Here is a 14,017-nt window from a genome sequence, read left to right on the forward strand (position 1 = left end):
AGTGAATCTCCTCAAGCTCCACCCGGGAGGCGGGAGGTGTCAAGGGACCGGCCAGACCAGCCGCCCCGGGTGGGTCAGCCGCGGATGCGGCGTACGACGGCGGCGATCAGGCGCCAGCCCAGCATGGTGAGGGTCAGGAAGCAGACCGAGACGATCAGGAAGGCGGGCGCCATCCCCTCCCCGGAGAGCGCGCGCAGGGCCATCCCGCCGAGGTAGGTGACGGCGAGGACGACCAGGCCGGTGGCCCAGATCCTGGTGGGCGCGAGCAGATCTGGCTCACCGCGGCGGCCGAGGGAGACCAGCACCCAGGCGAGCGCCAGCGCGGCGAGGAAGGGCCAGGCGATCCGCAGGATCTCCCACACCGGAGCACCCTGGTCATGGGTGTTGTAGCCACCGGCCGCCAGCGCCAGCACACACACCAGGTCGGCGACCACCGACCACCACCCGGCCTTGGTCATCGGGCTGCTGGTCGGCGTGATACTCGAGGCGGACACGTGTCGCATGCTAGGCGGCAGGCGGTGAGCCCACCCAAAGCCCGCGAGCGGGCTCAGATCCAGCGGGAGAACCAGATCCGGTCGAGCCACTCGGACTTGGTGAGCAGCTCGTTGGTGTAGATCGGCCAGAACCAGGCGAAGTTGATGATCACGAGCACCACGAAGGCCCCGCCGATGACCACGCCGACGGTACGACGCGGCGAGGGCGACCGGGACGGGCCGATCAGCTTGCCCAGGCAGAGCGCGACGGCGAGGACGAGGAAGGGCAGCATCACGATGGTGTAGAAGCTGAAGATCGGCCGGTCGTCGTAGAGCAGCCAGGGGAGCCAGCTCGACAGCGCGCCGACGGCCGCGACGCCGAAGCGCCAGTCCCGTCCGAGCAGCCACCAGGCCAGCGAAGCGAGCAGGGCGACGCAGCCGACCCACCACAGCGCCGGAGTGCCCAACAGGATCACCTGGCGCAGGCAATCGCTCCCGGCGGGCGCCGTACAGCCGCGTTCGCCGGGAGCGATGCCGGTGTCGGCGGCGACGCCCACGGGTCGGTTGAGCAGAGGCCAGCCGACGGGATCGGAGGCGTAGGTGTGCGTCGCGCAGTTGAGGAAGTGGGTGTGGAAGGTCATCACGTCGCGGTGGTAGGACACCAGCGACCGCAGCGACTGGGTGAGCTCGCCGAAGCCGGACGCGTCGGGCTCCGCTGCGCTGGGCCAGCGTTCGTCCTGGACCAGGTCCGGCACATACTCCTCGTCCTGGCACTCGCCGGTGCCGGCGTAGCGGGTGTACTGGGTGCTGCTCAGGTGCTCCTCGTACTGGTCGGCATGGGCGAGCCAGCCGCCCCAGGACGCGGCGTACACGATCCCGGCCACGACCACGAGCTGGATGAAGGCGGGGAGACCGTCGACCAGCGCCGACTTGAGCCAGGCGAGGCGTACGCCGAACGAGCGTCTCGCACCGGCGCTCCACAACCAGCACAGGATCCCGAAGGCCGCCAGCACGTAGAGGGCCGACCACTTGGTGCCGGCGGCGAGACCCCAACAGACCCCGCCGAGCAGGAGCCAGGGGCGGAACAGCAGCCGCCCGATCGGCCCCCAGCCGCCGTCGTCGACCTGCACCGGTTGGAGTCGGGCCATCCGGACGCGGCTCCAGTCGCGGTCGGCGACGATGCAGTGCACCCCGCAGAGCACGAAGAACGCGACGAAGATGTCCAGCAGCGCCAGCCGCGACATCACGAAGTGCAGGCCGTCGAAGGTGAGCAGCAGACCGGCCACGACGCCCAGCAGGAGGGATCCGGTCAGTCGCAGCGTCAGCCGGATGAGCACGAGTACCATCAGGCTGCCCACCACGGCCGCGGAGATCCGCCACCCGAACGGTGTCATCCCGAAGAAATGCTCCCCGAGCGCGATCAGCCACTTGCCCACCTCGGGATGCACGATCATCGACGGATCGGGGCCGAAGATGCCGGAGGTCTGGCCGTCCAGGATCTTCTCGTCGGCCCCGGTGACGTACTCGCGCACGTAGCCGAAGTGGAGCAGCGACCAGGCGTCCTTGGCGTAGTAGGTCTCGTCGAACTCGAACACCTTCGGCTGGCCCAGGTGCCACAGTCGCAGCCCGAAGGCCAGCAGGGTGACCACGAGTGCGGCCAGCCACCCGACCAGCCGGTCGCGGGTGCCTGCCCAGGTGCGTGCCCGCAGAGCCGCCCGCTGCCAGGCACTCGGTCGCCCGGTGGCCACAGGGACCAGTTCGTCATTCGACGACCTGGGCTGTTCGCGGACCGGGGAGCTCACCCGCTGAACCCTAACGGGGCCGCCGAGGCGACTCCTGCCACCGGTGCTGCGATGATCCCAGGGTGGAGCCCGGAGTGCTGGTCCTTGCCGCGACACCCATCGGACAGGTGGGCGACGCCCCGCCCCGGCTCGCCGCCGAACTGGCCGCGGCCGACGTCGTGGCCGCCGAGGACACCCGCCGGTTCAAGCGCCTCACCACCGACCTCGGGGTGAGCGTGCCGGGGCGGGTGCTGTCCTACTTCGAGGGCAACGAGTCCGGCCGTACGCCGCAGCTCCTCGAGGCCCTGCTCGCCGGCGACCGGGTGCTCCTGGTGACCGACGCGGGGATGCCCAGCGTGAGCGACCCCGGCTACCGGCTGGTGGCCGCGGCCGTGGAGGCCGGCGTCCGGGTCACCGCGGTGCCCGGCCCGTCAGCGGTGCTCACCGCGCTCGCGGTGAGCGGCCTGCCGGTGGACCGGTTCTGCTTCGAGGGATTCCTGCCGCGCAAGAGCGGGGAGCGGGCCCGGCGACTCTCGGCCCTGGCCGGCGAGGAGCGCACCCTGGTCTTCTTCGAGGCGCCGCACCGCACCGAGGCGGCCCTCCGCGCGATGGCCGAGGCCTGGGGTCCCGACCGGCGCGCCGCGGTCTGCCGCGAGCTGACCAAGACCCACGAGGAGGTACGCCGCGGGCCGCTGGCCGATTTGGCGGCGTGGGCGGGCGAGGGGGTGCGCGGCGAGGTCACGCTGGTGATCGAGGGGGCCACGCCGAGCGCCCCCGTCGCCGCCGACCGCGACAGCCTGCGCGCGGCCGTCGCCGAACTCGAGGAGGACGGCGTACGCCGCAAGGAGGCGATCCTCGAGGTGGCCAGGCTGGCCGGCGTACCCAAGCGGGAGGTCTACGACGCCGTCCACAAGGACGAGTGAGCGCGGCCCTCAGGCGGCGAAAGCGAAGGACGCCGAGCGCAGGCCGGCCCAGGAGCGGAACTCCTCACCCGTGACCGTGAAGCTGGCTCGCGCCCCCCGGATGACGACGCGCTGCACCCACGGCCCGGCTCCCGGGTAGGTGTGGACCCGCACGCCGCGGATCTTGCCGGCCGAGGGCCAGCGGGCCTCGAAGGCACTCACCGGGATGCGCACCCGCCACCGGTTCACCGGGTCGTAGGCGTCGCGCCCGCTGCGCAGGTAGGGACGCGATCCGGCCAGCATCCAGCCGCCGTTGCTGGAGGAGAACTGGGTGAAGGCCGGGGCACCCCGGTAGGTGCGGACCTGGTGACGGGTCGCCCGCACGGCCCGGTCGGAGGCGGGGTGCTCGGCGGTGCGACCGCCGTAGACCTGGTCGGAGGTGGTGTCGTAGACGTCGAAGTAGCCGTGCGCGTCGTAGCGGCGTTCGAAGGCGGCGTAGGAGCGTGCGGCCACCGACTGGGCGCGCACCGCCGCCGGCGCCCAGGTGGCGGGCATCTCGAGCGGGACGACGCCGCGGAGGTAGGACTCGAGAGGGACGAGGTTGACCGTGCGCCGCTGCTGGCTTCCCCTGCTCGGCATGGCCGAGCGGAGGGTGCCGCGGTAGCTGCGGGTGCCGCTCCCCTTGATCAGGGTGATCGGGGCGCCGCCCGCCTGGAACTCCAGGGTGCCGCGCACCGTGCGGTACCGGTGCCACCCGTGGTTGCGGTAGGCCAGGGCGCTCCGGCCGCCCGCGAGCGGGGCGATGCGCCAGCGGTCGGCCTGCCGGGCCGCCCGTCGGCCCTTCCCGAGGTCGAACCGCGTCGCCCGGCCGACCACCTTCGCGATCAGCCCGGAGCGGTTCCCGACGACCACGTGGCGACCGGGATCGCCGGTGATCAGCACCCGCATCAGGCCGGCCGCTCGGCCCTCTCGGGTGCCCGGGTAGTAGTGGCCGAGGATCTGGCGGTGGCCGAGCCCGCGCTGGGCGGCCCCCTGGGCGCCGTACTGCGACATCCCGTGGCCGTGGCCGTACCCCTGGCCGCGCACGGTGATCGCGCGGGCCCCGTCTGGGACGGGCTCGGCGGCAGCGGGCGCGACCGCGCCCCCAGGGAGGACGGCGGCGCCGAGGGCCACGCCGAGGGCTCCCGGCAGGACCTGTCCGAGGCGGCGCAGGAGCGGTCGGGTGGAGGTCATCTGGCTCCTTCGAGAGGGGGAGTCGTCTCGCTGGACCGTGCACAGAAACCTCATGGCAACACATCTGCCCCACCCATGTCAGCCCCTACCGGTGCGTAGCCGGCCGTGATCGAGCGGTCGACGGAGGTCCCCGCGGGGTGCGCGTGAGGCGGTACGACAGGCGTGACACCCTGGGCTGGTCATGACTGCCGATCCACGCGCCGCCGAGGCTCCACCGCTGCCCGATCCGCTCCCGCACCCGGTCGTCGACAACCATTGCCATCTCGACATCGGCCGGGGTGCGGACCCGACGCCGGTCGAGCAGGCGCTGGCGGCCGCGGCGTCGGTCGGTGTCACGCGGGTGGTCCAGATCGGGTGCGACCTGCCCAGTGCGCGAAGGGCCGTCGAGTGGGCGGCGACCTACGACGCCGTCGTGGCCGGGGTGGCGCTGCACCCCAACGACGCGCCCACCCACGCCGACCTCGACGCCGCCCTGGCCGAGATCGACGCCCTGGCAGGAGCGCACCCGAAGGTGCGGGCCGTGGGGGAGACCGGGCTGGACTTCTTCCGCACCGGCGAGGAGGGGATCGCCGCCCAGAAGGAGTCCTTCCGCCGACACATCGAGATCGCCAAGCGGCACGACAAGACCCTCGTGATCCACGACCGGGACGCCCACGATGCGGTCCTGGAGATCCTGGACGAGGAGGGTGCGCCCGATCGCTGGGTGATGCACTGCTTCTCCGGTGACGCCGAGTTCGCCAAGCGGTGCCTGGATCGGGGGGCCCATCTCTCCTTCGCCGGCACGGTGACCTTCAAGAACGCCGATCACCTGCGCGACGCGCTCGTCCTGGCACCTCAGGACCGGGTGCTGGTCGAGACCGATGCGCCGTTCCTGACCCCGGTGCCGCATCGGGGCCGGACCAACGCGTCGTACCTCATCCCGCTGACCATGCGGACGATGGCGCAGGTGCGCGGGGAGGATCTGGGCGAGCTGTGCGCCGCGGTGGACGCGAACACCGAGCGTGCCTTCGGGGGCGCCTGGTAGGGCCTGGCCGGGCCCAGGAGGACGGGAAACGCACCTCGTCGCTGGGACGCGACCGACGACGATGGACCCGAATGTGACGCATGTGGCAGATGAACGCCAGTGTGACGTTCGGGGTGTGAGGCATCCCACGTATCCCCTCGGAGAGTGGGACGGGGACTTGCGATGACGCGGTCGACCTTGTTGTGGTAGTGCGCGAAAGCCGGGATCGGGTCCGATTCCGTCAGCGCTGGGCCGACACCCCCACCTCGTGGAGGCCACCGCGCCGTACGCCCTTCCCGGAGCTCTCGGGACTCGCGCGCGGAGCGGGCGCGGGCGGCCCCCGAGGCCCGGGGAGTCCGACGTTCGGAGAATCGTGCCCAGCAGCACCCCCGGCCCCCTCAGCCGCCTGAAGAACCGCAAGCTCGTCCGCCCCCTCGTGACCGGTCTGGTCGCCACCGCCGCTGTCGCGGTCGTCGGCACCACCGTGGGATACCAGTCCCTCTCGACCACCGCCACCGTCAGTCTCGACGGCGAGAAGCAGGAGGTCACCGCCTTCGGCGACACCGTCGGCGACGTCCTCGACGCGGAGGGCGTGGAGATCGGGGATCACGACGTCGTCGCCCCCGGCCTGGATGAGAAGGTCAGTGATGGCAGCAGCATCACCGTCCGGTTCGCCCGCCCGGTCACGCTCGACGTCGACGGCGCGGAGAAGACCCACTGGGTGACCGCGACCAGCGTCAACGCCGCGCTCGCCGAGATCGGCCGCTCCTACGACCAGGCCGACCTGTCGGTGAGCCGTTCGGCCGGCATCGGCCGCGAGGGCATGGACATCGACGTGGTGACCCCCAAGACCGTCACCGTGAAGCTGGCCGGCGCCAAGCCGACGAAGACCACCATGACCGTGGCCACCGTGGGTGACGCCCTCGACCAGCTCGGGGTGAAGGTCGAGAAGCGCGACGAGGTCCGCCCCGCCGCGGGCCGCGAGCTCAACGACGGCGACACCATCGTGTTCACCGACATGCGGGTCGCGAAGAAGAACGTCAAGGGCGAGAGCATCGACTTCGACACCGTGGAGCGTGCGGACGACTCCGCCTACGAGGGCGAGGAGGAGACGGTGCGCGAGGGCCGCGAGGGCGCCCGCAACGTCACCTACCGACTCGTCTACCGCAACGGCGAGGTCGTCAAGGAGACCGTCCTGAACCAGCGGGTCACTCGCGAGCCGGTCGACGAGATCGTCGAGGTCGGCACCAAGGAGGAGCCGGAGGAGCCGGCCGCCGACTACTCCGGTGGCAGCACCGTCTGGGACCAGCTCGCGCAGTGCGAGGCCGGCGGCAACTGGGCGATCAACACCGGCAACGGCTACTACGGCGGCCTGCAGTTCAACATCGGCACCTGGCAGTCCTACGGCGGCACCGGCCTGCCCAGCGAGAACAGCCGTGAGGAGCAGATCCGGATCGCCGAGAAGGTCCGTGCCGCCACCGGCGGCTACGGCTCCTGGCCGGCCTGCTCGTCCTCCCTGGGTCTGCCCCAGTGAGGCACTGACCCACCTCGCCACCCTGGCGCCGACAGGCCCGGCCGACATCGTCGGCCGGGCCTGATCCTGTTCCGGGCCGTTCATCTTGTCGGCGCCGAGCCGGACCGGGCCCCGACGCCGGACGCGGGCACGGCCGGTTGCGTTTCGGAGGAGCGTGCGGCGCGCCCGTAGACTCCTCGGCATGTCTGAGACCTCCGCTGGGCCGCGGTTGCTGGGGCCCGCGGAGGTGCGGCACCTGGCCGCCGAACTCGACCTGCGACCGACCAAGCAGCGCGGCCAGAACTTCGTCATCGACCCCAACACGGTGCGCCGTATCGTGCGCGAGTCCGCGGTAGGGCCCGACGATGTGGTCGTCGAGGTCGGTCCGGGACTGGGGTCGCTCACCCTGGCGCTGCTCGAGGTCGTCCAGCGGGTGGTGGCGGTCGAGGTCGACGAAGTGCTGGCCACGCGCCTGCCGCAGACCATCGGCGAATACGCCCCGGGGCAGGCCGACCGGTTCGAGGTGGTGCGCGCCGACGCCCTGCGGGTCGAGGAGATCCCCGGCCCGCCGCCCACCGCGCTGGTCGCCAACCTGCCCTACAACGTCTCCGTGCCGGTGCTCCTGCACCTGATGCAGTTGCTGCCCTCGCTCCGGCACGGTCTGGTGATGGTCCAGTCCGAGGTGGCCGACCGGCTCGCCGCCGCGCCCGGTTCGAAGGTGTACGGCGTGCCGAGCGTCAAGGCCGCCTGGTACGCCGACGTACGCCGGGCGGGGGCGATCGGGCGCAACGTCTTCTGGCCGGCACCCAACGTCGACTCGGGCCTGGTCGCCTGGACCCATCGCGAGCCGCCGTCCACCTCGGTGTCACGCGAACGTGTCTTCGCGGTGATCGACGCCGCCTTCGCCCAGCGCCGCAAGGCCCTGCGCGGCGTGCTGAAGGGACTGGCCGGATCCGGCGAGGCGGCCGAGGCGGCGCTGACTCGTGCCGGGATCGACCCGTTGGCGCGCGGCGAGTCCCTCGCCATCGACGACTTCGTGCGGATCGCGGAGGCGCTGGCTCCGTGACCCTTCCCCCCGATCAGGTGAGCGTGCGCGCGCCCGCCAAGATCAACCTGCAGTTGCGCGTCGGCGCACCCCGATCCGACGGGTTCCATCCACTGGCCACCGTCTACCAGGCCGTGGGGCTCTACGACGACCTCACCGTCCGGGAGGCCGCGGAGTGGTCGGTCTCGCTCGCCGGCGATGAGTGGGTGGACCTGTCGGCGGTTCCCGACACCGGCGAGAACATCGCGATCCGGGCGGGCCGGGCGCTCGCCGCCTATCACGGCCTCGAGCGGTCGGCCCGGATCGAGATCCGCAAGGGCATTCCGGTGGCCGGGGGTATGGCCGGCGGATCAGCCGACGCGGCCGCCGCTCTTGTCGCCCTGGACCGGTTGTGGGATCTGCGCACCAGCGACCATGACCTGCTCGCCCTGGCAGCCACCCTCGGCTCCGACGTCCCCTTCGCGCTGGTCGGCGGTACGGCGGTGGGCAGCGGCCGCGGAGAACTCGTCGAGCCGCTCACCGATCACGGCGAGTGGTGGTGGGTGTGCCGGTTCAGCCAGGAGGGCCTCTCCACGCCCAAGATGTACGCCGACTACGACCGCGACGTCCCGTGCCCGCCGGAGCCGGTGATCGAGGAGGCACTGCTGGACGCCCTGGCCGGTGGTGATGCCGAGGACCTGGCCGACGCGCTCGGCAACGACCTGCAGGCGGTCGCCTTCGCCCGGCGTCCCGACCTCGCGGCCGCCGCGGACGACGGCCTCGACGCGGGTGCGGTCGCGGCATTGCTCTCCGGCTCCGGTCCGACCGTGCTGTTCCTGTGCCGGAACGCCGACCACGCCCGCACGGTGGCCGGGGAGATGATCGCGCGCGGTCACGACCGGGTCGCTGCCGTCCCAGCCCCTGTCGCCGGTGCCCATGTCCTTCCCAAGGAACCGAAGCTGTAATGGTCAATCTGCTCAATCTCGAGAACGTCTCCAAGTCCTACGGCATCCGCCCGCTCCTCTCCGATGTCTCCCTCGGTGTCGGGGTCGGGCAGCGGATCGGGATCGTCGGCCGCAACGGCGACGGCAAGACCACCCTGCTGGAGCTGATGACCGGCCTGGAGGAGCCCGACTCCGGTCGGGTGTCGCGCCAGCGCGGGCTGCTGGTGGGCTACCTGCACCAGGGTGACCAGCTCGACGACACCCACAGCGTGCGCGAGGCGGTGCTCGGCGGTCGCTCCGACCACGAGTGGGCCGCGGACCCGAAGCTGCGCGAGGTCGTCGAGGTGCTGCTCGCCGGCATCTCGCTCGACCGTGCCGTGCACGGGCTCTCCGGCGGCGAGCGACGCCGCTGCGCGCTGGTGCAACTGCTCCTCGGTGAGCACGACCTGCTGATCCTCGACGAGCCCACCAACCACCTGGATGTGGAGGCGGTCGCGTGGCTGGCTGCCCATCTGGCGGGCCGGCCCTCCGCGCTGGTCGTGGTCACCCACGACCGATGGTTCCTCGACGCGGTGTGTGAGTGGACGTGGGAGGTCCACGACGGTGTGATCGACGCCTACGAGGGCGGGTACGCCGCGTTCACGCTCGCCAAGGCCGAGCGTCAGCGCCAGGCGGCCGCCTCGGAGGTACGCCGGCAGAACCTGGTCCGCAAGGAGCTGGCCTGGCTGCGCCGCGGCGCGCCCGCCCGCACCAGCAAGCCCAAGTTCCGGATCGATGCCGCGAACGCGCTCATCTCCGACGTACCCCCGCCGCGGGACCGGATGGAGCTCCAGCGCTTCGCCACCCAGCGGCTCGGCAAGGACGTCCTCGACGTCGAGGACGTCGACCTCTACCGCGGTGAGCGGCAGCTGCTCTCGCACTGCACCTGGCGGATCGGGCCGGGCGACCGGATCGGGATCGTGGGTGTCAACGGTGCCGGCAAGACCTCGGTGCTCGGGCTGCTGGCCGGCGAATTCACCCCGGCGGTCGGCAAGGTCAAGCAGGGGCGCACGGTGTCCTTGCAGTACCTCACCCAGCAGCTCGACGATCTGGACCCCGACCTGCGGGTGCTGCCGTCGGTGGAGTCGATCCGACGGCTCAGCAAGACGATGGACGGGCAGGAGCTCACCGCGACCTCGCTCCTGGAGCGGTTCGGCTTCACCGGGGACAAGCTCACCGCCCGCCTGGGGGACCTGTCCGGAGGCGAGCGCCGTCGCTTCCAGCTGCTGCGTCTGCTCCTCACCGAGCCCAACGTGCTGCTGCTCGACGAGCCGACCAACGATCTCGACATCGGCACCCTCCAGGTGCTCGAGGACTTCCTGGACTCGTGGCCGGGCACGTTGATCGTGGTCTCCCACGACCGTTACTTCCTCGAGCGGGTCACCGACTCCACCTGGGCGCTGCTCGGCGACGGCCAGATCTCGATGCTGCCCCGCGGCGTCGATGAGTACCTCGAACGTCGCCTGCCCGGCCCGCCCGCCGCAGTGCCGGGCTCCGCGCCCGGCCCCGGTGCCACCGCCGGCGCCGGGAGTTCGAGCGGCCCCGCGGGCGCGGCGGGCCCCGGAGGGTCGGCGGCGACCGAGCCGGCCGGCACCCCGAAGGCCAAGGCGGGCTCGGCCGAGGAGCGTGCCGCGAAGAAGGCCCTCGCCCGGATCGACAAGCAGCTGGCCCGGATCGCCGAGGAGGAGGGGCGACTCAACGCCCTGGTCCTCGAGCACGCCACCGACTACGACAAGCTGGCGGCGTACTCCGCCGAGCTCTCCGCGCTGGCCGCGGAGAAGGACGATCTCGAACTCGAGTGGCTCGAAGCGGCCGAACTCCTGGAGTAGAGGTGGTGGTGAGTCTCAACGCGGGCCATGGACCTCGCTGAGACGCACAACCCGATCCGGGGTCAGCTGAAGGGCACGAGCAGTTTGCGCAGGAGGCCGGCGAGCTCGGTCTGCTGCCGGGGGGTGAGCTCGGCGAGGAAGCCGGCCTCGGCGTCGAGCAGCGCGCGGAAGGCCCCGTCGACGGCGGTCTTGCCCTCGGGGGTGAGGCGGACCAGCACCCCGCGACGGTCCTCGGGGTCGGGATAGCGCTCGACGAAGCCGCGGGCGGCGAGCCGGTCGACCCGGTTGGTCATGGTGCCGCTGGTGACCAGGGTCTCGCGGAGCAGGCGCCCCGGGGAGAGCTCGTAGGGGGATCCCGCCCGGCGCAGTGCGGCCAGGACGTCGAACTCCCAGGACTCGACACCGTGCGTGGTGAAGGCCTCGCGGCGGGCGAGGTCGAGGTGCCGGGAGAGTCGGGAGAGCCGGGAGAAGACCGCGACCGGTGCGAGGTCGAGCTCGGGCAGCTCCCTGGCCCAGGCCTCGCTGAGCTCGTCGACCTCATCGCGCATGCGCCGATCGTAACGTAGCGGTCGAGAATCTTGACATCGAGATAGCTGGAGAGCAGTCTCGACGGGAGGAGGGCGAGATGAGCGAGTGGAACCCCGAGCACTACCTGCAGTACGCCGGTGAACGGGGGCGTCCGTTCGTCGAACTGCTCGCCCGGGTGGGTGGGCACCATCCCGACCGCGTCGTCGACCTTGGTTGCGGACCGGGCAACCTCACCCGACTCCTGCGCGAGCGCTGGCCCGCCGCCGAGGTCGTGGGCGTCGACGCCAGTGCGGCGATGATCGACCGGGCCAGGGCAGGCGGGGGCGGGGTGGACTACCGCCACCAGGAGCTTCACCAGTGGCTGGACCGGGCCGAGCGGGCCGGTGCGACGGTCGATGTCCTGCTCAGCAATGCCACCCTGCAATGGATCCCGGACCACCTCGCGCTGCTGCCGCGGCTGCTGCGTCGTACGACCTGGCTGGCGATCCAGGTGCCGGGCAACTTCGCGGCGCCGAGTCACACGATCCTCCGCGAGCTCTCCGCCCGCCCCGAGTACGCCGAGTACACCAGCGGCGCGGCCGTGCCGTGCAGCCATGAGCCCGAGGAGTACCTCGAGGCCGTGCTGCCTCTCACCGCGCACGTCGACGCCTGGGAGACGACCTACCGGCACGTGCTCAGCGGCCCCGACCCGGTCTTCACGTGGGTGGGGGCCACCGGGGCGCGTCCGACCCTGGACGCGCTGCCGCCGGGGCCGCGCGGGAGGTTCGAGACGGAGTATCGCGAGCTCCTCGGCGAGGCCTATCCCAGACGCCGGGGGCGGGTGGTGCTGCCGTTCCGCCGCATCTTCCTGGTGGCGAGCAGCGATGCTTCTGGTGAAGGAGAAGCGAGATGAGGATCCATCACGTACAGCTCGCCATCCCTGCACGCGGCGAGCCGGACGGACGCAGGTTCCACGGGGAGGGAATGGGACCCACCGAGGGGCCCAAGCCGGCCGAGCCGGCGGTCCACGACCCCTTCGGAAATCGGGTGGAGGTCGTGTTGGTGAACGCCCTAGGCTGAACGGGCCGGGAGAGCGCGGGGCCGTGTGGGGAATGGCCGGCACCGGCAGGGTGTTCTCCCGCAGATCCCGGCTTCACCTGATCTTCTCCTGACGCACGGCCGGGCTGGGCCAGCGGTCCAGCGCGGTCCCGAACCGGCACCGTCCGAGGTGGCACCGCTGTGCCCGACGACTCGAGGTGACATGACCGCCGACGCAGCCCGATCCGCATCGACCCTCCCGACCTCCGTCCGGGCCCGCACGCCGGTGGTGGTCAGGCTGCTGGTGCTGGCGACCTTCGTGGTGATCCTCAACGAGACGATCATGATCAACGCGATCCCGCGGCTGATCACCGATCTCGGGGTCACCGAGAGCGCGGCGCAGTGGGTCTCGACCGCGTTCATGCTCACCATGGCCGCGGTCATCCCCGTCACCGGTTGGTTCCTGCACCGGGTCACCACGCGGACGGCGTACGCCACCGCGATGATGGTCTTCAGCCTCGGCACCGCGGTCGCGGGACTCGCACCCACCTTCGAGTTCCTGCTCGTCGGGCGCATCATCCAGGCCGCGGGCACCGCGGTGATGATGCCGCTGTTGATGACCACCCTGATGACGCTGGTCCCGGAGCGGGACCGAGGTCGGGTGATGGGCAACGTGGCGATGGCGATCTCGGTCGCACCCGCGCTGGGGCCCACCGTTTCCGGGCTGATCCTGCAGGTGGGGTCGTGGCGGCTGCTGTTCGCAGCCGTGCTACCGATCGCCCTCCTGGTCACCTGGGGCGGGCTGCGCCGACTCGAGAACGTCGGGGAGCCGGAGGTGAGCCAGATCGACTGGCTCAGCGTGATCCTGGCGGCGTCCGGCTTCGGTGGGCTCGTCTTCGGGCTAAGCCGGTTCGAGACCGGGGAGATCGGTGCCGCTGGTGGCATCGTCGCGGCCGGGGTCTTGCTGATCGCGGCGTTCGTCGCGAGGCAGCTGTGGCTCCAGCGGCGGGGCGCACCGCTGCTGGATCTGCGCACCCTCACCCACCCCACCTACGCCAAGGGACTGGCGCTGCTCTCGGTGGCCTTCATGACGATGATCGGCACGGTGATCCTGCTCCCGCTCTACCTGCAGAGCGTGCGCGGTCTCACCCCGCTCCAGACCGGGATGCTGGTGATGCCCGGCGGTTTGCTGATGGGCCTCCTCGGCCCGACCGTGGGCCGGGTCTACGACCGCCTCGGAGCCCGGATCCTGATCGTCCCGGGCTCGGTCGGCGTCGTCGCCGCCACGCTGTTGCTCGCCCAGGTCTCGATGACCTCGCCGTACTGGCTCGTGCTGAGCGCGCATCTCCTGCTGATGGTGTCCATGGCAGGCCTGTTCACGCCGGTCTTCACGCTCACCCTGGGCGACCTGCCGCAGCCCCTCTACTCCCACGGCAGTTCGATGCTCGGCACCCTTCAGCAGGTCGCGGCCGCCTTCGGCACGGCACTGATGATGACCGTGATGGTGAGCCGGGCCAACGTCCTGGAGGACGCCGGCGCCACCCGGGCCACAGCCCAATTGGGCGGCATGCAGACCGCCTTCCTGGTGGCCGCCGGTCTCGCCCTGGTCCTGATCGTGCTCGCCCTGCTGATGCCCAACCGGACCCGCCGCGGGTCCGAGGCCGAGGACCCGTCGTCCGAGGAGGAGGTCGAGTGCGCCCAGCCCTGACACGGACGACGGGTGATCGCCGG

General features: G+C 71.6%; 12 protein-coding genes. 8 read left to right on the forward strand and 4 right to left on the reverse strand.

Annotated features, from left to right (window positions below; genetic code table 11):
* Positions 1–74 precede the first annotated feature (74 nt).
* Together G515_RS0105600 and G515_RS0105605 are read right to left on the reverse strand one after the other, a co-directional pair.
* Positions 75–494: a DUF3054 domain-containing protein gene (locus G515_RS0105600; protein ID WP_245565231.1), complete on the reverse strand. Its 420-nt coding sequence runs from the start codon at positions 492–494 to the stop codon at positions 75–77.
* Between the two features lie 53 nt (positions 495–547).
* Positions 548–2,275 carry a dolichyl-phosphate-mannose--protein mannosyltransferase gene (locus G515_RS0105605; protein WP_245565232.1) on the reverse strand — a complete coding sequence of 576 codons (1,728 nt, stop codon included), beginning with the start codon at positions 2,273–2,275 and terminating at the stop codon, positions 548–550.
* A 62-nt stretch (positions 2,276–2,337) separates the two neighbouring features.
* Between G515_RS0105605 and rsmI the strand changes: the two genes are divergently transcribed.
* A complete protein-coding gene (gene rsmI, locus G515_RS0105610) occupies positions 2,338–3,177 on the forward strand; it encodes a 16S rRNA (cytidine(1402)-2'-O)-methyltransferase (RefSeq protein WP_036554372.1) in 840 nt (279 codons plus the stop codon).
* Positions 3,178–3,186: 9 nt separating this feature from the next.
* On the opposite strand, the gene G515_RS19690 is transcribed toward rsmI, so the two are convergent.
* Positions 3,187–4,389 (reverse strand): SpoIID/LytB domain-containing protein, encoded by a 1,203-nt coding sequence (locus tag G515_RS19690; RefSeq protein ID WP_036554374.1) that lies wholly within the window; start codon positions 4,387–4,389, stop codon positions 3,187–3,189.
* Between the two features lie 181 nt (positions 4,390–4,570).
* Here G515_RS19690 and G515_RS0105620 point away from each other — a divergent pair, with 181 nt between their 5' ends.
* The 5 genes from G515_RS0105620 (at position 4,571) to G515_RS0105640 (ending at position 10,741) form a co-directional block, all read left to right on the forward strand.
* The gene (locus G515_RS0105620; protein ID WP_036554375.1) at positions 4,571–5,413 is read left to right on the forward strand and encodes a TatD family hydrolase; all 843 of its coding nucleotides are present in this window, start codon (positions 4,571–4,573) and stop codon (positions 5,411–5,413) included.
* A gap of 352 nt (positions 5,414–5,765) precedes the next feature.
* Positions 5,766–6,926, forward strand: a complete 1,161-nt coding sequence (locus tag G515_RS23890) for a resuscitation-promoting factor (protein WP_281168283.1) — start codon at positions 5,766–5,768, stop codon at positions 6,924–6,926.
* A 181-nt stretch (positions 6,927–7,107) separates the two neighbouring features.
* Positions 7,108–7,971 carry a 16S rRNA (adenine(1518)-N(6)/adenine(1519)-N(6))-dimethyltransferase RsmA gene (gene rsmA, locus G515_RS0105630; RefSeq protein ID WP_028659371.1) on the forward strand — a complete coding sequence of 288 codons (864 nt, stop codon included), beginning with the start codon at positions 7,108–7,110 and terminating at the stop codon, positions 7,969–7,971.
* The gene (locus G515_RS0105635) at positions 7,968–8,894 is read left to right on the forward strand and encodes a 4-(cytidine 5'-diphospho)-2-C-methyl-D-erythritol kinase (RefSeq protein ID WP_028659372.1); all 927 of its coding nucleotides are present in this window, start codon (positions 7,968–7,970) and stop codon (positions 8,892–8,894) included. Before rsmA ends, G515_RS0105635 begins: the two co-directional genes overlap by 4 nt.
* Positions 8,894–10,741: an ABC-F family ATP-binding cassette domain-containing protein gene (locus tag G515_RS0105640; RefSeq protein ID WP_028659373.1), complete on the forward strand. Its 1,848-nt coding sequence runs from the start codon at positions 8,894–8,896 to the stop codon at positions 10,739–10,741. Before G515_RS0105635 ends, G515_RS0105640 begins: the two co-directional genes overlap by 1 nt.
* Before the next feature lie 62 nt (positions 10,742–10,803).
* Here the strand turns inward: G515_RS0105640 and G515_RS0105645 are convergent, their stop codons facing one another.
* Positions 10,804–11,289 carry a MarR family winged helix-turn-helix transcriptional regulator gene (locus tag G515_RS0105645; protein ID WP_028659374.1) on the reverse strand — a complete coding sequence of 162 codons (486 nt, stop codon included), beginning with the start codon at positions 11,287–11,289 and terminating at the stop codon, positions 10,804–10,806.
* Between the two features lie 77 nt (positions 11,290–11,366).
* Here G515_RS0105645 and G515_RS0105650 point away from each other — a divergent pair, with 77 nt between their 5' ends.
* A complete protein-coding gene (locus G515_RS0105650; protein ID WP_028659375.1) occupies positions 11,367–12,161 on the forward strand; it encodes a methyltransferase domain-containing protein in 795 nt (264 codons plus the stop codon).
* Between the two features lie 348 nt (positions 12,162–12,509).
* A complete protein-coding gene (locus tag G515_RS0105660) occupies positions 12,510–13,994 on the forward strand; it encodes a DHA2 family efflux MFS transporter permease subunit (RefSeq protein WP_051217911.1) in 1,485 nt (494 codons plus the stop codon).
* Positions 13,995–14,017: the final 23 nt, after the last annotated feature.

This window comes from Nocardioides insulae DSM 17944, assembly GCF_000422825.1.
Classification (GTDB): domain Bacteria; phylum Actinomycetota; class Actinomycetes; order Propionibacteriales; family Nocardioidaceae; genus Nocardioides; species Nocardioides insulae.

Bases quoted from the DNA above. Each gene is read 5' to 3' on its own strand.
- G515_RS19690 (WP_036554374.1), bottom strand. From the start codon at position 4,389: ATGACCTCCACCCGACCGCTCCTGCGCCGCCTCGGACAGGTCCTGCCG.
- G515_RS0105620 (WP_036554375.1), top strand. From the start codon at position 4,571: ATGACTGCCGATCCACGCGCCGCCGAGGCTCCACCGCTGCCCGATCCG.
- rsmA (WP_028659371.1), top strand. From the start codon at position 7,108: ATGTCTGAGACCTCCGCTGGGCCGCGGTTGCTGGGGCCCGCGGAGGTG.
- G515_RS0105640 (WP_028659373.1), top strand. From the start codon at position 8,894: ATGGTCAATCTGCTCAATCTCGAGAACGTCTCCAAGTCCTACGGCATC.
- G515_RS0105645 (WP_028659374.1), bottom strand. From the start codon at position 11,289: ATGCGCGATGAGGTCGACGAGCTCAGCGAGGCCTGGGCCAGGGAGCTG.
- G515_RS0105650 (WP_028659375.1), top strand. From the start codon at position 11,367: ATGAGCGAGTGGAACCCCGAGCACTACCTGCAGTACGCCGGTGAACGG.
- G515_RS0105660 (WP_051217911.1), top strand. From the start codon at position 12,510: ATGACCGCCGACGCAGCCCGATCCGCATCGACCCTCCCGACCTCCGTC.